Here is a 19,324-nt window from a genome sequence, read left to right on the forward strand (position 1 = left end):
TAGTCTTCGTGCACCGTGCCCCGCTCTGAGGGCCGGAGACCATGGTTTTCTGGGGGGTCTCTTCATCGTGCGCAAGCGCACTCTCTCCGCCGCGACCTCGCTCGCGGTCCTCTTCGCCTCGGCGGTACTCGTCGCGGGCCCGGCCGGACCGGCCGCCGCGGACGCGGTCGTACCGCTGAACGTGGAAACGGTCGGTGACATGGTCATCGACGACGTCCACAAGCACCTCTACTTCAGTGACACGTACAAGAACCGCATCGTCGTCACCGACCTGAACGGCACGTTCCTCAAGGCCGTCGACAACCTTCCCTACGTCCGCGACCTCGACCTCTCGGACGACTCGGCCACGCTGTACGCGGCGGTGTCCGGCGGCGACAAGATCGTCGCCATCGACACCGCGCAGACCGTCGTCACCGCCGAGTACGCGACCGGCGGGGGCAGCCGGCCCTCGACCGTCACGGCCGCCGGCGGCCGCCTCTGGTTCGGCTACGGGGAGAACTGGGACTCGGACCTCGGCTCGGTCGACCTGACCACGCCGACCCCGACGGTCTCCCTGAAGCTCTCGGCGGGCGCCGACTGGTCCTCGCCGCCCGCGGTCCACACCGATCCGGCGGCGCCCGACACGCTCGTCGCCGCCGACGGCGCCATCAGCTCGGGCCCGATCGTCGTGTACGACACCGCGTCGGGCACGCCGGTCGTCCGCACTTCCGCCGAGCGCCAGGGGTTCGTGAAGGACCTGGACTTCGCCCCCGACGGCAAGAGCATCGTCGCGGCGGACCGGGTCACCTCGCTGACCCGGCTCAGCCTGACCGACCTCTCCGAGCTGGAGCACTTCCCGGTGTCCTGGTCCGCGGAGGGCGTGGACGTCGCCCCGGACGGGACCGTGGCCGCAGCGACGGACGACCGCGACGACGTGGGCGACATCTTCGTCTTCGCCGGCGGGTCCAAGGCCCCCGCGAGCGTCCGGGACACGCGGTCCTGGATGGTGCCCCGCGCGATGGCCTGGGCCTCCGACAGCACCCGGCTCCTCGTCCCGGCGCAGACGCCGGGCCAGTCGGAGCACACGCTCCGGGTCTTCTCGACGCCGAAGTACCACACCACCGGTGTCACGGCGAAGGCCCCGGCCACGGTGGCCGTCCTCAAGCCGGTCACCCTCTCCGGCACGGTCGCCTCGACCCTGCCGCTGCCGGCCGGCACGCCGGTCACGGTCACGCGGTACGACGCCGACTTCCCGAAGGGCAAGGTGGTCGGGACGGCGAAGCTCGGGGCGAAGGGCGCGTTCTCGTTCTCCGACACCCCGACGGCGGCCGGAGGCATCAAGTACTGGGTGACGTACAAGGGCGACGCCCGGCACGCCCCCTCCAGCGGCTCGGCCGTCGTCAAGGTGACGCCGTTCAAGACGTACCTGAAGCTGGACCGGCACGGCAGCACCGTCGACTACAACACCAGCGTGACGTACACGGCCTCCCTCGGCTGGTCGTACCGCAACCGCGTGGTGGAGATCTGGGCCGACCCGTACGGCCCCGAGCCGAAGCGGCTGCTCAAGCGCGGCACGGTCAACTCCGCCGGCAAGCTGTCGGTGGCGCTCAAGATGACCCGTGACACCTACGTGTCCGCGGTCTTCGCCGGCGACACCCGTTCCGGCGCGGCCGTCGCCACGTCCGCGGTGAACACGCGGGCCGGCGTGACGACCGCGCTCTCCCGCCACTACAAGTGGACGAAGATCGGCGGCACCTGGTACCAGACGTACCACCAGACCGCCGACCCGCTGGTCACGGCGTGGCACAACCCGTACCCGGGCCGGAAGACCCGGTACGAGCTCCAGGTCTGGTACGCGGGCGCCTGGCGCTACGGCGCCACGGACCTGGTCACGCTGAACCGCGGCGGCATGGCGTACATCGCCTTCGAGGGCGACGGCGCGGCGGGCTACCGCTGCCGGATCCGCACGTCGTACATCGACGACGTGTCCGGCGACCGCGTGAACAGCACCGTCCACGGCGCGTGGAAGTACTTCAACTTCACCCGCTGATCCCCACCCGCCGATCCGGATCCGCGCGATCCAGGGGCCCCGTCCGCCGCTTCCGGCGGGCGGGGCCCCGTCGTTCGCGGGACCATACGGGCATGGGCGAGCGGGACGTACGGATGGCCTCCGGGGCCGGGCGGTGGATCGTCCTCACCACCGTCCTGGGCTCGGGGATGGCGCTGCTCGACTCCACCGTCGTCAACGTCGCCCTGCCGCACATCGGCGAGGACCTGGGCGCCGACCTGGCCGTCCTCCAGTGGACGGTCAACGCCTACATGCTGACCCTGGCCGGGCTGATCCTGCTCGGCGGGTCGCTCGGCGACCGGTTCGGACGGCGCCGGGTCTTCGTGACCGGGGTGGTGTGGTTCGCCGCCGCCTCGCTGCTCTGCGGCCTCGCCCCGGACGCCGGGGTCCTGATCGCGGCCCGCGCCCTCCAGGGCGTGGGCGGGGCGCTGCTCACGCCCGGCTCGCTCGCGCTGATCCAGGCGAGCTTCCACGAGGACGACCGGGCCAGGGCCGTCGGGCTCTGGTCGGGCTTCGGCGGGGTGGGCGCGGCGATCGGGCCGTTCGTCGGCGGCTGGCTGGTGGACGGGCCGGGCTGGCGGTGGGTGTTCCTGCTCAACGTGCCGCTCGCCCTCGTCTGCGTGCCGGTCGCCCTCCGGCACGTGCCGGAGTCGCGGGACGAGGCGGCGCACGGCCGCTTCGACGTGCTCGGCGCGGTCCTGGGCGCGGCGGCGCTCGCGCTCGTGACGTACGCGCTGATCGGCTCGGCCTGGTGGGCGGGGGCGGCGGGGGTCGTGGTCGGGGCCTGCTTCGTGGGGGTGGAGCGGCGGCGCGGGGAGGCGGCGATGGTGCCGCCGTCGATCTTCCGCTCGAAGACCTTCACGGCCGTCAACCTCGTCACCCTCTGCGTGTACGCCGCTTTCGGCGGGTTCTTCTTCCTGGCGGCCCTCCAGCTCCAGGTGGTCTCCGGCTACTCGGCGCTCGCCGCCGGTACGGCCCTGCTGCCGACGACCGTGCTCATGCTGCTCCTCTCGGCGAAGTCCGGGGAGCTGGGGGAGCGGATCGGCCCCCGGATCCCGCTCACGGCCGGGCCGTTGCTGTGCGCCGCCGGGATGCTGCTGATGCTGCGGGTGGGGGAGGACGCCTCGTACGTACGGGACGTGCTGCCCGCCCTGCTCGTGCTCGGGCTCGGCATGACGGCCCTGGTCGCCCCGCTGACCGCGACCGTCCTCGCCTCGGTGGACGTGTCCCGGGCGGGCCTGGCGAGCGGGATCAACAACGCGGCGGCCCGGGCGGCCGGGCTGCTCGCGGTGGCCGCGCTGCCGATGCTGGCCGGGATGGGCCCGGAGGCGTACCGCTCGGCGGCCGAGTTCGGGGAGACCTTCCGGCGCGCGATGCCGATGTGCGCGGGGGTGCTGGTGGCGGGCGCGGTCCTGGCCTGGACGACGATGCGGGGGGCGGGAGCGGGGGCGGGGGCCGAGGCCGGTGGGGGCGCGGGTGCGGGTTCCGGGACCGGGGCGGAGGGCGGTGCGGAGGCCGGTGTGGAGGGCGAGGCCGGGGCCGGGGCCGACGGGTCCACCGGAGCGGGTGCGGGCTCCGGTGCGGAGGCCCGTTGCCATCCGGAGTGCCGGGTGCACTGCGGGGTGCAGGCCCCGCCCCTCGACCCGGGCGGCCGGGGCGCCACCCGGCACCGGCCCGGGGGCGGTCCGGGGGCCCCGCACTGAGGCAGACTGGGCCCATGGCCATCCACGAGAACCTGCTTGGGGGACCCGCCCCCACCCACCTGCCCGACGAACCGGGGCCGCGCGAGCTGCTCGCGAGCGGCACGGATCCGGCGGAGGTCGCCGCGAAGTACCCGACCTCCTCGCTCGCCTGGGCGCGCCTCGCCGACGACGCCTTCGAGGGCGGCCGGGTCGTCGAGTCGTACGCCTACGCCCGCACCGGCTACCACCGGGGCCTGGACGCCCTGCGCCGCAGCGGCTGGAAGGGCCACGGCCCGGTCCCGTGGGAGCACGAGCCGAACCGCGGCTTCCTGCGCGCGCTGCACGCCCTGGCCCGGGCGGCCGGCGAGATCGGCGAGAAGGAGGAGTACGAGCGCTGCACGGCCTTCCTGCGCGACTCCTCGGAGACGGCGGCGGAGACGCTCGGCTGACACCGGCACCGGCGGATCCCCGGGGCGGCGACCGACGAACGGCCGCCGCCCCACCGCTTCTTCGGAACTCCACGCCTTTCCGGAACCGCACGCTTCTTCGAAATCCCACGCCTTTCCGGAACCGCCCCCGCGCTTTTCGGGTCTGTTCGAACGAGCCCGGTACGATCCCCGGGACCACAGCACCGACGAGCGCCGGTACCGAGGCCCCACTTCCTCTTCCCCCCACACCGGCCGGAGCAGGGGAGAAGTCTCTCGTGGGCAAACGTGCCGCACCCGCAGGACGGCGACGGGCGCAGAGCCCCCGACGGGGCGGGGGCGGGCGCGGTCCCGTACGCCGGCTCGCCCTCCCCGCCCTGCTCCTGGCGTCCCTCGCGCTCGGCGGCGGCGCGGCCCTCGCCCACTTCAACGGCGGCGTGACCGACGGCCGGGCCGCCCCGGCCCTGCCCGTGCCCGGCCCCGGGGCCGTGGGCACGGACCCGGCGACCGCCCCGCCCGCCCCCCGGTCCGCCACGGCGGAACCGGCCGCGCCGCCGACGCGGGCGTCGACGCCGGACCGGACGCCCGCGCCCGCGCCGACCCCCACGCCGACCCCCGCACCGACGCCGACGCCGACGCCGACGGCGAGGCCGGAAGCGTCGGCGAAGCCGGGACCGGAGCCCGGGGCCGGTCCGGACGCGCCCGTCGTGCCGAAGTCCGGCCCCGGGACCTTCACCACCGCGCGGGCCTCCGGCGCCCCCACCGGCGAGAGCGGCGACCTGCGCCGCTACCGGGTCCAGGTCGAGGACGGCATCGACCTCCGGGCGGACGGGACGGCCGCCGAGATCCAGCGGATCCTGGCCCATCCGCGCGGTTGGGCCGCCCACGGCCGGGGCCGCTTCCAGTTGGTCTCCGAGGACGAGTCCGCCGACTTCGTCATCCGGATCGCCACCCCCGACACGGCGGACGCGCTCTGCCTGCGCGAGGGCCTGGACACCGGCGGCGAGCTGAACTGCGAGACCACCGAGGGCGTCGTCGTGAACCTCCGGCGGTGGATGCTCGGCTCGCCGACCTTCACGGGGGAGCCCGCCGAGTACCGCCACCTGATCATCAACCACGAGGTCGGGCACGAGATCGGCATCAGGGAACACATGGCCTGCCCGGGGCCCGGGAAGCCCGCGCCCGCGATGATGCAGCAGATCAAGGGTCTGGACGGCTGCGTTTCGAACGCTTATCCGTACGGCGAAGACGGGAGCTACATCACGGGGCCGATCGTGCCATGATGCCGTTGGGACGGCGTGCGACGGAGCGCGCCTCCCGAGGGGACCGGAGCTCCCGTGCCGCACGAGGTGCCGCACGGTGCGAGCGGACCGCTACCCGGTAGAACGTACCGAGGAGACAGAGATGTCCACCTTCCCGGGTTCTCCCGATGCCTCCGGGGTCTCTCCCGACCCCGACACCTCCGGAGCCCCTTCCGCGGCTTCCGGCGGCTCCGGCGCCGACGCGGCCGCCGACGCCCCGAACCTCGACTTCGCGGGTACGACGCCGTACGAGGACTACGTCCAGGCGGACGTCCTCACCCACCTCCAGCACCTCCGCTCGGACGACCCCGGCGAGATGGTCTTCCTGGTCACCACCCAGGTCATGGAGCTGTGGTTCACGGTGATCGTCCACGAGTGGGAGACCGCCAGCCGCGCCCTGCGCGAGGACCGGATCCCCGTCGCCATGGACGCGCTCAAGCGCTCCGTGCGCGAGCTGGAGGCCCTGAACCACTCCTGGCACCCGCTCGCCCAGCTCACCCCCGCCCAGTTCAACTCCTACCGGGGCTCGCTCGGCGAGGGCTCCGGCTTCCAGTCCGCGATGTACCGGCGGATGGAGTTCCTGCTCGGCGAGAAGTCCGCGTCCATGCTCGTCCCGCACCGGGGCGCGCCCCGCGTCCACGCCGAGCTGGAGAAGGCGCTCCACGAGCCGAGCCTGTACGACGAGGTCCTCGGCCTGCTCGCCCGGCGCGGCCTGCCCGTCCCGGCCGCCGTCCTGGGCCGCGACCTCGCGAAGCGGTACGAGCCCTCGCCCGAGGTCGAGGCGGTCTGGGCCGGGATCTACGCGGACCCCGACCAGAACGGCGAGCTGGTCCGGCTCGGCGAGGCCCTGAGCGACGTGGCCGAGCTGGTCTGGCGCTGGCGCAACGACCACCTGGTGGCGACCCGGCGCGCGATGGGCGCCAAGACCGGCACCGGCGGTTCGGCCGGCGTGGCCTGGCTGGAGAAGCGGGCCCAGAAGAACGTGTTCCCCGAGCTCTGGACGGCCCGCAGCCATGTCTGATCTCCTCAAGGGCCGTCTCAAGGACCAGCTCAAGGACCGCCTCAAGAGCCGTCGCGAGGACCACCTCGAAACCCGGGCCCGGGACCTCGACGCGGCCGACGGACTGGCCGGGCACCGCGAGAGGTTCGCCCTCGACGCGGACACCGTCTACCTCGACGGCAACTCGCTCGGCGCGCTGCCCGCCCACGTCCCCGCCCGCATGGCCGACGTCATCACCCGCGAGTGGGGCGAGCTGCGCATCCGCTCCTGGGACGAGTCCGGCTGGTGGACCGCGCCCGAGCGGATCGGCGAGCGCATCGCGCCGATCGTCGGCGCCGGTCCCGGGCAGGTCGTGGTCGGCGACTCGACCAGCGTGAACGTCTTCAAGGCGGTCGTCGCCGCCGCCCGTCTGGCGGGCGACGGACGCGACGAGATCCTGGTGGACGCCACGACCTTTCCCACGGACGGGTACATCGCGCAGTCGGCCGCACGGATGACGGGTCACCGGATCGTGCCCCTCGACCCGGCCGCGATGGCGGAGGCGGCGGGCCCGCGCACGGCCGCCGCGCTCGTCAACCACGTGGACTACCGCAGCGGCCGGCTCCACGACCTGCCGGGCCTCACGGCCGCCCTGCACGCGGCGGGCGCGCTCGCCGTCTGGGACCTGTGCCACAGCGCGGGCGCCCTGCCCGTCGGCCTGGACGCGCACGGGGTCGACCTGGCCGTCGGCTGCACGTACAAGTACCTGAACGGCGGCCCCGGTTCGCCCGCCTACCTGTACGTCGCCGAACGCCACCAGGCCGCCTTCGACTCGCCGCTGCCCGGCTGGAACTCGCACGCCGACCCGTTCGCCATGACCCCCGGGTACGAGGCGGCCGCGGGCGCCGTGCGGGGCCGGGTCGGCACCCCCGACATCCTCTCCCTGCTGGCGCTCGAAGCGGCGCTCGACGTGTGGGACGGGGTCGCGATCGAGGACGTGCGGGCCAAGTCCCTCGCCCTGACGGACTTCTTCCTGGAGTGCGTGGCGGCGTACGCCCCCGGGGGCCGGGTCGCGTCGGTCACGCCGGAGGCGCACGGCGAGCGCGGCAGCCAGGTCGCGCTGCGCTGCGCCGAGGCCCCGGCGGTGATGGCCGAGCTGATCCGGCGCGGGGTCGTGGGCGACCTGCGCCGCCCGGACGTGCTGCGCTTCGGCTTCACGCCGCTGTACGTCGGGTTCGCGGACGCGGAGCGCGCGGCACGGGTCCTGGCGGAGGTCCTCGCGGACGTACCGGCCGGCGCTCCCGCCGCGTAGGGGGCGCGGCTTCCGGCCGGTCGCACGGTCCGATGATCACCTGATCCGCGGGGCTCCGGTCCTGGTACCGTCCCCGCAGGTCAGGCCAATTCGGCCCCGTACCCGAGAGGTTGGAACAGCCATGGATCCCGCCGCGCGCGACGCCGCCGAAGAGGCGTCGGCCTTCTCGCACCCGGCCGTCGCCCCGGACGCCACCGCGGCGTACGGCGACCACCCCGACCAGGTGGTCGACTTCTACGCCCCGCGCGACGGGCGCGACCGGGCCCCGCTGGTCGTCGCCCTGCACGGCGGCGCCTGGCGGGCCCCGTACGACCGGGCGCACCTGTCGCCGTTCGCGGACTTCCTGGCCCGGCGCGGCTTCGCCGTCGCCAGCGTCGAGTACCGGCGCGGCGGCGGCCCGCCCCGCCAAGGCGGCGCGGCCCCGGTCGCCGGGCGCTGGCCCGAGACCTTCGACGACGTGGCCGCCGCCCTGGACGTCCTGCCGGAGCTGGCCGCCGTACACCTGCCGCAGGCGGACACGGGCCGGACCGTGCTCACCGGGCACTCGGCCGGCGGGCACCTGGCCCTGTGGGCCGCCGCCCGGCACGTCCTGCCCGCGGGATCCCCCTGGCGGCTGCCCGAGCCGCCGCCGCTGCGCGGGGTCGTCGCCCTCGCCCCGATCGCCCACTTCGCGCGGGCGGTCGAGCTGGGGGTGTGCGGCGGCGCGGTCACCGAGCTGCTCGGCGGGCCGGAGGCGTACGGGGAGCGGGCGGCCTGCGCCGACCCGGCCGTCCTCCTCCCGACCGGGATCGCGACCACCGTCGTGCAGGGCCGCGAGGACGTGGTCGTGCCGTACGCGGTGGCCGACGCGTACGCGGAGGCGGCGGCGAAGGCGGGCGAGACGGTCGGCCTGACCCTCCTGGAGGAGACCGGCCACTTCCCGCCGGTCGACCCGGCGACGGACGCGTGCGCGGTGGTGGCGGAGGAGATCGCCCAGCTCGCCTGGTGACGGAGCCCGGGGCCCTTCGTAGTACTCAGGACGGACGGGGAAGGATCCGTACGGAGCGGGACGACCCGCCCCGGCGGCCCCCGTACCGTAATCGGCGTGACTCAGACACAGACCCCCGGGACGAGCCGGGCCCCCGAGTTCCACCTGGTGCAGGCCGTCCTCGGCGGGCTGCGCCGGGAGCTCTTCGACGACGCCCTGGCCTACCGGCCGCTGGCGCCCGTGGAGGTGACCAGCCGGCTGGCGCGCTTCCTGCCGGAGCGGATACGGGCGCGCGCGGGGTTCTTCCCGCACGCGGTCGTGGTCTTCATGGCCTTCGTCGTCTTCGCCATGGGGTACGAGCGCGTCGACACCGGCTTCGGCCCGCTGGCGTTCCTGTTCGCCTGCGCGCCGGCCGCGATCGTGCTGCTCACCCTGGTCCGGCCGGTCCTGGCCTTCTGGGCCTCGCTGGCCGCGGCCCCCTTCATCGGGTACCTCGTCGGCTACGAGGTCGGCTGGCCCTGGTCGAACACGACCTTCTTCGCCCATCTGGCGGTCCTCGCCGTGGCCGCCGCCCGCACCCGGCCCCGCGCCGCGATGTGGATGTGGCTGGTGACGGCGGGCTACTCCCTCTTCCTGCCCGCCCTCTTCCGCATGGGCGGCGACTCCGAGTACGTCGCCATGCCCTTCGTCTCGGCGCTCGTCCTGCTCACCGTCACCGTCTTCCAGATCCGCCGCCAGGCCGACCGCGCGGTCACCGCCCAGCAGACGGTCACCGCGCAGGAGCGGTCGAAGCGGACGCTCCTCGAAGAGCGCACGACCATCGCCCGCGAGCTGCACGACGTCGTCGCCCACCACATGTCGGTGGTCGCCATCCAGGCGGAGGCCGCCCCGTACCGGGTCGAGAACCCGCCGCCGGAGCTGGAGCAGGCCTTCCTCACCATCCGGGAGAACGCGGTCGCGGCCCTGACCGAGCTGCGCCGGATCCTCGGGGTCGTCCGGGCCGAGGACTACGAGGCGCCCGACGCCCCGCAGCCGACCCTGGCCGACCTGGACGTGCTGGTCGCCAACGTGCGCGAGGCCGGTCTCGACGTGGAGAAGACGGTGACCGGCGCGGTGCGCGAGCTGCCGCAGGGCGTGGAGCTGTCCGCGTACCGGATCGTCCAGGAGGCCCTGTCGAACGTGCTGCGGCACGCGCCGGGCGCCGCGGCGAAGGTCGAGGTGTCGTACGTCCTCGGCGGCCTGGGCCTGCGCATCGCCAACGGCCCGGCGCGCGGCTTGGTGAAGCCCGCCCGCCACCCGGCCACCACCCCTCAAGGAGGGCTTCGCCCGCCCCCGACGATGGGCGCGGGGCACGGGATCACGGGCATGCGGGAGCGTGTGACGATGCTGGGGGGCGAGATGACGGCCGGGGCGACCGAGGACGGTGGCTACGAGGTGGCGGCCTTCGTCCCCGTGAGCCGTGAGGAGGCCGTGTCGTGATCCGGGTGCTGATCGTCGACGACCAGATGATGGTCCGGGAGGGCTTCTCGGTGCTGCTCGGCGCGATGCCGGACATCGAGGTCGTCGGGGAGGCGGTCAACGGCCGGGAGGCGATCGCCCAGGTCGCGGCCCTGCGCCCGGACGTGGTCCTGATGGACATCCGGATGCCGGAGCTGAACGGCATCGAGGCCACACGGGAGATCGTGGCGGCCGACGCGGACGCGAAGGTGCTGGTCCTGACCACGTTCGACCTGGACGAGTACGTGTACCAGGCGCTGCGGGCCGGGGCCTCCGGCTTCCTGCTCAAGGACGCCTCGGCCCGGCAGCTCGCGGACGGGGTCCGGGTCGTCGCGGCGGGCGAGGCGCTGCTCGCGCCGACGGTCACCAAGCGGCTGATCACCGAGTTCGCGAAGGCGCCGGGGGCCTCCCCGCGCCCGCCGGCGATGGCGCAGATCGGGGAGCTGACCGAGCGCGAGACGGAGGTCCTGGTGCTGATCGCGCAGGGCCTGTCGAATGCGGAGATCGCGGACCACCTGGTCGTCGCCGAGTCCACGATCAAGACGCACGTGAGCCGGATCCTGGTGAAGCTGGGGCTGCGGGACCGGACGCAGGCGGCGGTGTTCGCGTACGAGGCGGGGCTGGTGCGGGTCGGCGGCTAGCGTCGGCCCATGGACACCACCACGTACGCCCCCTGGTCCCCGGAGTTCGTGGCGGACCCCCACCCCGCCTACGCCGCACTGCGGGCGGCGGGCCGGGTCCACTGGCACGAGCCGACCCGCCAGTGGCTGGTCCCGCACCACGAGGACGTCTCGGCCCTCCTCCGGGACCGGCGCCTGGGGCGCACGTACACGCACCGCTTCACGCACGAGGAGTTCGGCCGGGAGGCCCCGGACCCGGCGCACGAGCCCTTCCACACCCTGAACGACCACGGGCTCCTGGACCTGGAGGGCGCGGACCACGCCCGCATCCGCCGCCTGGTGTCGAAGGCGTTCACGCCGAGGACGGTGGAGAACCTGGCCCCGACGGTACGGCGCCTGGCCGCCGGCCTGGTCGGGGACCTGCTGGCGGCGGGCGGCGGCGACCTCCAGGCGCTGGTGGCGGAGCCGCTGCCGGTCGCGGTGATCGCGGAGATGCTGGGGATCCCGGAGGAGGACGAGGGGCGGGACCGGCTGCGGCCGTGGTCGGCGGCGATCTGCGGGATGTTCGAGCTGAACCCGTCGGAGGAGACGGCGGGGCGGGCGGTGAAGGCGTCGGTCGAGTTCTCGGACTACCTGCGCGAACTGATCGCCAGGCGCCGCAAGGCTCCGGGGGCGGACCTGATCTCGGCCCTCCTCGCCGTCCCGGAGCTGACGGAACAGGAGATGATCTCGACCTGCGTCCTGCTCCTGAACGCGGGCCACGAGGCGACGGTGAACACCACGGTCAACGGCTGGCGGATCCTCCTCCAGGAGGGCGTCCGCCCGCGCCCCGAGAACCTGTCCACAACTGTGGAAGAACTCCTGCGCTACGACACCCCGCTCCAGATGTTCGAGCGCTGGGTCCTCGACGACGTCGAGATCGACGGCCTGACCGTCCCCCGCGGCTCGGAGGTGGCCCTCCTCCTCGGCTCGGCCAACCGGGACCCCTCCCGCTTCGGCCCCACGGCCGACACCCTCGACCTCACCCGCGCCGACAACCCCCACGTCACCTTCGGCGCGGGCATCCACTACTGCCTGGGCGCCCCCCTGGCCCGCCTGGAACTGACGACCCTCTTCGCCGAACTCCTGCACCGGGCCCCGGGCCTGCGCCTGGTCTCGGAGCCGGTGCGGAAGCCGGGGTACGTGATCAGGGGGTTCGAGGAGTTGGTGGTGGAGGTGTGAGGGCCGGCCCGTCCGGCGAGGCCTTCCGGCCGTTACGGGAGCGTCTGCGGGTCGGGCAGCGGCGGCGGCGCGAGCCGGGTCAGGAGGGACGTGGCCTCCGTCGTGCCCGTCTCCCGGTACGGGCCCGCCGGCCACAGGGGGCGGTCGTCGATCCACGCCACGACGACGGGCTGTCCGTCGTCCGTGCGGTCCAGCCAGCCGCGCAGTTCGGCCGTTCCGGTGGGGGACGGCGGGAGGCCGAGGCGGGGCTTCTTCTGCGGGCCGGGCGGCACCAGGGGCAGGACCGCCTCCGGCAGGTCCTCCGGGCCGCCGTGGGCCGGGAAGAGCACGAGCACGGGGGCGTCGTCGCGCGGGTCGTGCAGCAGCGCGTACCGGCGGACGACGGGTACGGGGGCGGTCGCCGCCCTGGCCAGGAGCCGGGCGGCCCCGGCCCCGCCCGTCAGGAACCGGAAGGTCCAGAGGGCCAGGAGGAGCAGGGAGACGCCGCCCAGTCCGAGGAGGGAGACGCGCTCGAACCCCTCCAGGGGCAGCAGCAGGAGTCCGCCCGCGAACGCGCAGCAACCGGTCGTGACCAGCACCTCGCTCAGACCGGAGATCCGCCGCAGGCCCCGCACCCGCCACCACGGCACCGACCGCACGTCCGCCTCCGGGCCGCGGACGCCCGGCGCGGGCTGCCGTCCGGCCAGGGCGGCCAGTCGTTCGTACGTCGGGGCGGGCGCGGTCCCGACGGGCGTCGCGGCGGCCGGGACCCGGACCGGGCCGCCCCGTCCCCGCCGCCGCAGGCTCACGCCGCCGCCGACCAGCCCCACGAGGAGACCGAGGGCGCCGCCCGTCGCGAGGGCGGCGGTCACGTCCTGGGCCGGGGAGCCGTGCGGTTCGTCGTCGACCCAGCCGTAGAGCTCGCCCTTCCAGGGGCCGTACGACACGACGAAGGCCGTCTCCCACTTCGCGAGCAGCGGGTCGCGGTCGGGGTCGCACCGGAACGGGCCGGTGTGCTCCCGCCCGTCCCACGGGTCCTTCCAGCGGACCACGCACTCGCCGCCGGGCTCCTCGCTCAGCACGGTCAGGTCGATCTGCGGGTCGTCGACCGACGCGAGGCCCCAGGGGACGGCGGGGGCGAGGACCAGGACCGAGGCCAGGACCAGCCAGCGCCAGCGGCCCGGGCGGCGGGGCTTCGCCGGGGGAGCGGTCCCCGCCGAGTCCGACTGCGGACCGGTGGCCGGCTGCGGACCGGCGGCCGGCTCTGGACCGGCGGTCGACTGCGGATCCGCGGCCGGTCGCGGACCGGACGGGGCCACGGCGGTGGGCAGACCCCGCTCCTCCGCCCGCCCCACGACCCGGCGCCGCGCGCCCCCGCCCCGTACCGGCTTCGCCCAGAACAGCTCCCCGCCGTGGGGGCGGGTGAGCACCCCGCCCGTGCGCGGGTCGCCGCACCACCACAGCACGCCGTCCGGACCCGGCCGGGCCGCGTCCTGGCGCCACCGCACGGCCACGACGGTGAGCGGCCACAGCGCGCCGGTCGCCGGGGAGGAGAGGACGACCGCCGGGGAGTGCAGACGGCGGGCGACCGGCACGGCGGCGTGCGCCGACCACTCCCCGGCGGCCAGGACGACCCGCATCCTGCGGGCGGTCACCAGGGCCCCGGCGCCGACGCAGGCGAACACGACGCCGAGGCAGACGGCCCAGGCGACCACGTCACCGGTCCACGCGGGCCCCGGCAGGATCCCGACGACCACGCCCCCGACGAGCGCGACGACGCTCCCGGCCAGTGTCCGCCCGGCCCGCTCCCGGTACCGGTCCAGCGCCTCGGCGGTCCCCGCCGTGTCCAGCGCGCGCACCATCACAACCCCCGTCGTGTCCCTGTCCCCCGTCCCCGCACGGAGGTTAACCGTCCGCCCGTACGGGACTCCCTCCGCGTCCCCGGAACCGTCACGCCCTCGGCAGCCTCAGCCCCCACGCCCCCTCCCGCACCGTCCACGTCCGCCGCCGCACCGGCCCCGTCAGGCGGCCGTCCGCGCGGTAGCGGAAGTCCGGGCCCGAGACGGTGAGGGTGTGGGCGGTCGCGCGGCGCGGCGGGGACGACGGGGGGTGGACGGTCACCTCGGCCGCGCCGGCGACCGAGCGGGCCGTCAGGGCCTCCAGGGGGACGTCCACGTCCGCGAGCAGCACGCCGTCCGCCTCCACCCGCAGGGGGTGCGTGCGGACCGCGAGGGCCGTCGGGGCCGGGCGGACCAGGGTCCGGACCAGGGAACGACAGGTGCCCCAGACCGACGGGGCCGCCGACGCCGGGGCGGGGACGGCCGGGACCAGGAGCTCCCCGAGGACGACGCCGTCGCTGTCGTCCACCAGGAGGTCCAGGCGGCGCACCGCCCCGTCCAGGGCCGCCCGCGCCGCCGCCGGCGTGGAACGCGGCACGCCGAGCGCGTGGGCCACCTCCACCGCCTCCGGGACCCCGATCGGCACCAGGGAGAGGGCCCCCTCCGCCAGCTCCCGCTCGCGGTGCAGCAGGGTCACCGCGCGCAGCAGGGCGTGGTCGTCCCCGAGCAGCACGGGGCGCCGGGAGCCGCGCCTGGCCAGGGCCCGGGAGAATTCCTCCGGCCCGTCCGGCAGGCAGATCTTCGCCTCCGCGCCGGCGGACAGGACATCCTTCGCGATCCGTACGGACTCGCCGTCGCTTCGGCGGGCGACCGGGTCGACGATGACCAGGAGCTGGTCGTGATCCGACACCTCGGTCCTTCCTCGGGTAGCATCTTTGTGCAAGAGCCCCTTGCGCTATTGCGCCAGGGGCTTCGTCTATTCCGGGGCACACCGGTGAGGCGGCGTACGCCCCCTGACCTTGGACATGCCCCACCCGGAAGGGGTGTACGCCTGTGCCCGCACTTGTGCTGCTCGGTGCTCAGTGGGGTGACGAGGGCAAGGGAAAGGCCACCGACCTGCTCGGTGGATCCGTTGACTATGTGGTGCGCTACCAGGGCGGCAACAACGCCGGCCACACGGTCGTCGTCGGCGACCAGAAGTACGCGCTGCATCTTCTCCCTTCCGGAATCCTCTCGCCGGGGTGCACCCCGGTGATCGGAAACGGTGTCGTCGTCGACCCGGCGGTCCTGCTCTCCGAGCTGAGCGGACTGAACGAGCGAGGCGTCGACACGTCGAAGCTCCTGATCAGCGGCAACGCCCACCTGATCACCCCGTACAACGTCACCCTCGACAAGGTGACGGAACGGTTCCTCGGCAAGCGCAAGATCGGCACCACGGGCCGGGGCATCGGCCCGACCTACGCCGACAAGATCAACCGCGTCGGCATCCGGGTCCAGGACCTGTACGACGAGTCGATCCTCACCCAGAAGGTCGAAGCGGCCCTGGAGGGGAAGAACCAGCTCCTCGCCAAGCTGTACAACCGGCGGGCCATCGAGGCCGAGCAGATCGTCGAGGAGATGCTCCAGTACGCGGAGCAGATCAAGCCGTTCGTCGCCGACACCACCCTGATCCTCAACAACGCGCTGGACGAGGACAAGGTCGTGCTCTTCGAGGGCGGCCAGGGCACCCTGCTCGACGTCGACCACGGCACGTACCCCTTCGTCACCTCCTCGAACCCGACCGCCGGCGGCGCCTGCACCGGCACCGGCGTGGGCCCGACGAAGATCTCCCGGGTCATCGGCATCCTCAAGGCGTACACGACCCGCGTCGGCGCCGGCCCGTTCCCGACCGAGCTCTTCGACCAGGACGGCGAGGACCTGCGCCGCATCGGCGGCGAGCGCGGCGTCACCACCGGCCGCGACCGCCGCTGCGGCTGGTTCGACGCGGTCATCGCCCGCTACGCCACCCGCGTCAACGGCCTGACCGACTTCTTCCTCACCAAGCTCGACGTGCTCACCGGCTGGGAGCAGATCCCGGTCTGCGTCGCGTACGAGATCGACGGCAAGCGCGTCGAGGAGCTGCCCTACTCGCAGACCGACTTCCACCACGCGAAGCCGGTCTACGAGATGCTGCCGGGCTGGTCCGAGGACATCACCAAGGCCAAGACCTTCGATGACCTGCCGAAGAACGCGCAGGCGTACGTGAAGGCCCTGGAGGAGATGTCGGGCGCCCCGATCTCCGCGATCGGCGTCGGCCCCGGCCGCACCGAGACGATCGAGATCAACTCGTTCCTGTAACCACAGGGGTACGTGAGAGGGCCCGCCCTCCCCGGTTCGCCGGGGCGGCGGGCCCTTTCCGTCTGCGCTCGCGCGCGGTTCGCCGTAGCCGATGGCCCCGGGGAGGCGGGCGACGGTCTCCAGGGCCTGTTCGGCGGAGTCGGGTTCGCGGCGGGTGACCCTCGCCCGGGGGGCGTCGCGGTGCTGGCAGTCGAGGGAGGAGGTGCCCGGCTCGTTCTCGCCGGGGACCCGGCGCCGGAAGACCTCCCTGGTGCCGGAGCCGGCGTTCCGGCTCACCAGCCGGATCGGCCCTTCACCAGGAGTTCTCCCTTCCGCAAGCCGGGCCACGAACCGGGCCGCAAGCCGGACCGCCAGCCGCGCCCCGGCCGGGCCATCAGCGGTTGCCGGGGGTGGGGAGCCTCTGTGTAATGGCCACGAGGGGGCTTCCGTACGAGGAGTACACGAGCAGTGCCGAGTGGTACCGAGCAGTGCAGGAGCACCCCATGCGCGTCGTCGAAGTGATCTCCTACGGCGGACCCGAGGTCCTCAGGATCGCCAACCGTCCCGAGCCGGAGGCCGGTGACGTCCCGGGCCGGGTGCGCGTGCGGCTCAAGGCCGCCGCCGTGCACCAGGCGGACCTGAGGATCCGCTCCGGGCGGTGGGCCGCCTTCCTGGGCGAGCTGGCCCCGCCCTTCGTCCTCGGCTTCGACTTCGCGGGCGTGCTCCTGGACGCCGCGCCCGGCCTCCCCGAGGGGACCCGGGTGGCCGGCTTCATCCCCTGGGTGACGGAGGGGACGGGCGAGGGCTCGTACGCCGAGGTGATCCGGGCCGACCCCGAGTGGCTGGCGCCGATCCCCGAGGACATGGAGTTCACCACGGCCGCCTCGGTGCCGCTCTCCGCCCTCGCGGCCTACCAGGCCGTCGACCTCCTGGACCTTCCCGAGGGCTCCCCGGTCCTGGTCAGCGGAGCCGGCGGGGTGGTGGGCCGCTTCGCCGTCCAGCACGCGGCGGCCGCGGGGTACCGGGTGGTCGTCCTCGCCGAGGAGGACGACCGGCACGAGCTGCTCCGGCTCGGGGCCGAGGAGCTGGTTCCGCGCGGTGACCCGGCGGACGTCGTCGCCAAGGTGCGCGCCCACGTCCCCGAGGGGGTCGCGGCGGTCCTGGACGCGGCGCTCATCGGCGCCCCGCTGCTGCCCGCCCTCAGGGACGGCGGGACCTTCGTCTCGGCCTCTGGGGAGCAACTGCCGGACCGGGTCCGGGACATCGACGTCACCGCGATCCGGCCCCGCCCGGACGCCGCCCGCCTGAAGGCGATCCTGGACGGCGTCGCCGCCCGCGAACTGACCACCCGGACGGCGGACATCGTCCCCCTGGCCTCCGCCGCCGAGGCCCACCGCCGCGCGGAGGCGGGGCACCGGCCGGGGCGGATCGTGCTGCTGATCTGACGCCCGGCTCCCCTGCGGCTCCTGGACTCCGGGAATGCTGATCTGGATCAACGGGCCGTTCGGCGGGGGCAAGACGCAGACCGCGTACGAGCTGCGCAGGCGGCTGCCGGGGAGCGTCGTCTGCGACCCCGAGCACGTCGGCTTCGGCCTGCACCGCATGACGCCCCCGGGGCTCCGGGGCGACTTCCAGGACCTCCCGGCCTGGCGGCAGGGGGTGTACGAGGTCCTGGACCTGGCCCTGCGCCGACACCCGGGCGTGGTGATCGCGCCGATGACGGTCGTGGAGCCCCGGTACTTCGACGAGACGGTCGGACGCCTGCGCGCGGCCGGTCACGACGTGCGGCACTTCGCGCTCCTCGCCGAGCGCGCGACGGTCCTGCGCCGCCTGCGCGAGCGCGGCTTCGGGCACGCGGCGCGGGTCCTCGGCGGGAAGGACGCCCCGCTCCGGCGGGAAAGCTTCGCCGTCTCGAAGCTCGACCTGTGCCTGGACCGCCTGCGGGGCGAGGAGTTCGCCGAGCACGTCCGCACCGACCGCCTCACGGTCCCGCGGGTCGCGGACCGCATCGCCGCCTCGGCCGGGCTGACCCTCGCCCCCGACACCGACGGCCCCCTCCGGGCACGGCTGCGCCGAGCGGCGGTCGGGGCCCGGCACCTCCGCTTCGACTGAACGCGCATAGAGGACGGGGCGTTCGTTCTCCGGACCACTGTCACGATTTCTGGTCTAGACCTTGACAGGTCCAGACCAATCACGCTTCGCTGGCCCTTCCCGATCCCGGATCCCCCCACCCGGAAGGACGAGCGATGCTCCGTAAGCTGCTCACCCTGTTCGCCGCGCTCTGTACGGCCGTCGGTGTCGCCGTACTGGTTCCCGCGACTTCCGCAGGGGCGGCCCCCGCCTGCGTGACGGCGTGGAACTCCTCCACGGTCTACACCGGCGGCAAGACCGCCTCGTACAACGGTCACAACTGGTACGCGAAGTGGTGGACGCAGAACGAGCGCCCCGGCTCCTCGGACGTCTGGCGCGACGAGGGCGCCTGCGGCACCGGCGGCGGCGGTGACGGCGGCCAGAACAACGGCTTCGTCGTCTCCGAGGCCCAGTTCAACCAGATGTTCCCGAGCCGGAACCCGTTCTACACGTACGCGGGCCTGGTCAACGCCCTCAAGTCGTACCCGGCCTTCGCCACCACCGGCAGCGACACCGTGAAGAAGCAGGAGGCCGCGGCCTTCCTCGCCAACGTCTCCCACGAGACCGCCGGGCTCTACTACATCGTCGAGCAGAACACGGCCAACTACCCCCACTACTGCGACTCCGGCCAGCCCTACGGCTGCCCCGCCGGCCAGGCCGCGTACTACGGCCGCGGGCCGATCCAGCTCTCCTGGAACTTCAACTACAAGGCCGCCGGCGACGCCCTCGGCATCGACCTCCTGAACAACCCCTGGCGCGTCGAGCAGGACCCGGCCGTCGCCATGTCCACCGGCCTCTGGTACTGGAACACCCAGAACGGTCCCGGCACGATGACCGGCCACAACGCCATGGTCAACGGCGCGGGCTTCGGCCAGACCATCCGCTCCATCAACGGCTCGCTGGAGTGCGACGGGAAGAACCCGGCCCAGGTGCAGAGCCGGGTCTCCAAGTACCAGCAGTTCACCCAGATCCTGGGCGTCCCGACCGGCGCGAACCTGTACTGCTAGCGG

At 74.2% G+C, this 19,324-nt stretch carries 16 protein-coding genes; 14 read left to right on the top strand and 2 right to left on the bottom strand.

Going from position 1 to position 19,324, the window contains the following annotated elements; translation table 11 throughout:
- The first annotated feature begins 67 nt into the window (after positions 1–67).
- The 10 genes from ACFYNX_RS20675 (at position 68) to ACFYNX_RS20720 (ending at position 12,051) form a co-directional block, all read left to right on the top strand.
- Positions 68–2,029 carry an Ig-like domain repeat protein gene (locus ACFYNX_RS20675; protein ID WP_388663089.1) on the top strand — a complete coding sequence of 654 codons (1,962 nt, stop codon included), beginning with the start codon at positions 68–70 and terminating at the stop codon, positions 2,027–2,029.
- Positions 2,030–2,121: 92 nt separating this feature from the next.
- Positions 2,122–3,750 carry an MFS transporter gene (locus ACFYNX_RS20680; protein WP_388663091.1) on the top strand — a complete coding sequence of 543 codons (1,629 nt, stop codon included), beginning with the start codon at positions 2,122–2,124 and terminating at the stop codon, positions 3,748–3,750.
- A 14-nt stretch (positions 3,751–3,764) separates the two neighbouring features.
- Positions 3,765–4,178: a DUF3151 domain-containing protein gene (locus tag ACFYNX_RS20685; RefSeq protein ID WP_365539464.1), complete on the top strand. Its 414-nt coding sequence runs from the start codon at positions 3,765–3,767 to the stop codon at positions 4,176–4,178.
- 254 nt (positions 4,179–4,432) lie between these two features.
- Complete coding sequence (locus tag ACFYNX_RS20690) at positions 4,433–5,437, top strand: DUF3152 domain-containing protein (RefSeq protein ID WP_388663093.1); 1,005 nt, start codon at positions 4,433–4,435, stop codon at positions 5,435–5,437.
- A gap of 121 nt (positions 5,438–5,558) precedes the next feature.
- A complete protein-coding gene (locus ACFYNX_RS20695; protein ID WP_388663095.1) occupies positions 5,559–6,476 on the top strand; it encodes a tryptophan 2,3-dioxygenase in 918 nt (305 codons plus the stop codon).
- A complete protein-coding gene (gene kynU / locus ACFYNX_RS20700) occupies positions 6,469–7,746 on the top strand; it encodes a kynureninase (protein WP_388663097.1) in 1,278 nt (425 codons plus the stop codon). Before ACFYNX_RS20695 ends, kynU begins: the two co-directional genes overlap by 8 nt.
- A gap of 121 nt (positions 7,747–7,867) precedes the next feature.
- On the top strand, positions 7,868–8,734 hold the full coding sequence (locus ACFYNX_RS20705; protein ID WP_388663099.1) for an alpha/beta hydrolase: 867 nt from the start codon (positions 7,868–7,870) through the stop codon (positions 8,732–8,734).
- Between the two features lie 96 nt (positions 8,735–8,830).
- Positions 8,831–10,192 (top strand): sensor histidine kinase, encoded by a 1,362-nt coding sequence (locus tag ACFYNX_RS20710; RefSeq protein WP_388663101.1) that lies wholly within the window; start codon positions 8,831–8,833, stop codon positions 10,190–10,192.
- Positions 10,189–10,851: a response regulator transcription factor gene (locus tag ACFYNX_RS20715; protein WP_121829805.1), complete on the top strand. Its 663-nt coding sequence runs from the start codon at positions 10,189–10,191 to the stop codon at positions 10,849–10,851. The genes ACFYNX_RS20710 and ACFYNX_RS20715 overlap by 4 nt, the downstream gene beginning before the upstream one ends.
- A 9-nt stretch (positions 10,852–10,860) precedes the next feature.
- Complete coding sequence (locus ACFYNX_RS20720; protein ID WP_388663103.1) at positions 10,861–12,051, top strand: cytochrome P450; 1,191 nt, start codon at positions 10,861–10,863, stop codon at positions 12,049–12,051.
- A gap of 32 nt (positions 12,052–12,083) precedes the next feature.
- Here the strand turns inward: ACFYNX_RS20720 and ACFYNX_RS20725 are convergent, their stop codons facing one another.
- Together ACFYNX_RS20725 and ACFYNX_RS20730 are read right to left on the bottom strand one after the other, a co-directional pair.
- Positions 12,084–13,892, bottom strand: a complete 1,809-nt coding sequence (locus ACFYNX_RS20725; RefSeq protein ID WP_388663105.1) for a hypothetical protein — start codon at positions 13,890–13,892, stop codon at positions 12,084–12,086.
- Between the two features lie 88 nt (positions 13,893–13,980).
- Complete coding sequence (locus ACFYNX_RS20730; protein WP_388663107.1) at positions 13,981–14,778, bottom strand: diacylglycerol kinase; 798 nt, start codon at positions 14,776–14,778, stop codon at positions 13,981–13,983.
- Positions 14,779–14,921: 143 nt separating this feature from the next.
- On the opposite strand from ACFYNX_RS20730, the gene ACFYNX_RS20735 reads away from it, so the two are divergent.
- The 4 genes from ACFYNX_RS20735 (at position 14,922) to ACFYNX_RS20750 (ending at position 19,321) form a co-directional block, all read left to right on the top strand.
- Positions 14,922–16,205, top strand: a complete 1,284-nt coding sequence (locus ACFYNX_RS20735) for an adenylosuccinate synthase (RefSeq protein WP_125661442.1) — start codon at positions 14,922–14,924, stop codon at positions 16,203–16,205.
- 482 nt (positions 16,206–16,687) lie between these two features.
- Positions 16,688–17,629, top strand: a complete 942-nt coding sequence (locus ACFYNX_RS20740) for an NADP-dependent oxidoreductase (protein ID WP_388663109.1) — start codon at positions 16,688–16,690, stop codon at positions 17,627–17,629.
- Positions 17,630–17,663: 34 nt separating this feature from the next.
- Positions 17,664–18,296 carry an AAA family ATPase gene (locus tag ACFYNX_RS20745; RefSeq protein ID WP_388663111.1) on the top strand — a complete coding sequence of 211 codons (633 nt, stop codon included), beginning with the start codon at positions 17,664–17,666 and terminating at the stop codon, positions 18,294–18,296.
- 134 nt (positions 18,297–18,430) lie between these two features.
- The gene (locus ACFYNX_RS20750) at positions 18,431–19,321 is read left to right on the top strand and encodes a glycoside hydrolase family 19 protein (RefSeq protein ID WP_125661454.1); all 891 of its coding nucleotides are present in this window, start codon (positions 18,431–18,433) and stop codon (positions 19,319–19,321) included.
- Positions 19,322–19,324: the final 3 nt, after the last annotated feature.

Origin of the sequence: Streptomyces sp. NPDC007872 (assembly GCF_042868165.1) — a bacterium.
In the GTDB taxonomy this organism is placed as follows: Bacteria; Actinomycetota; Actinomycetes; order Streptomycetales; family Streptomycetaceae; genus Streptomyces.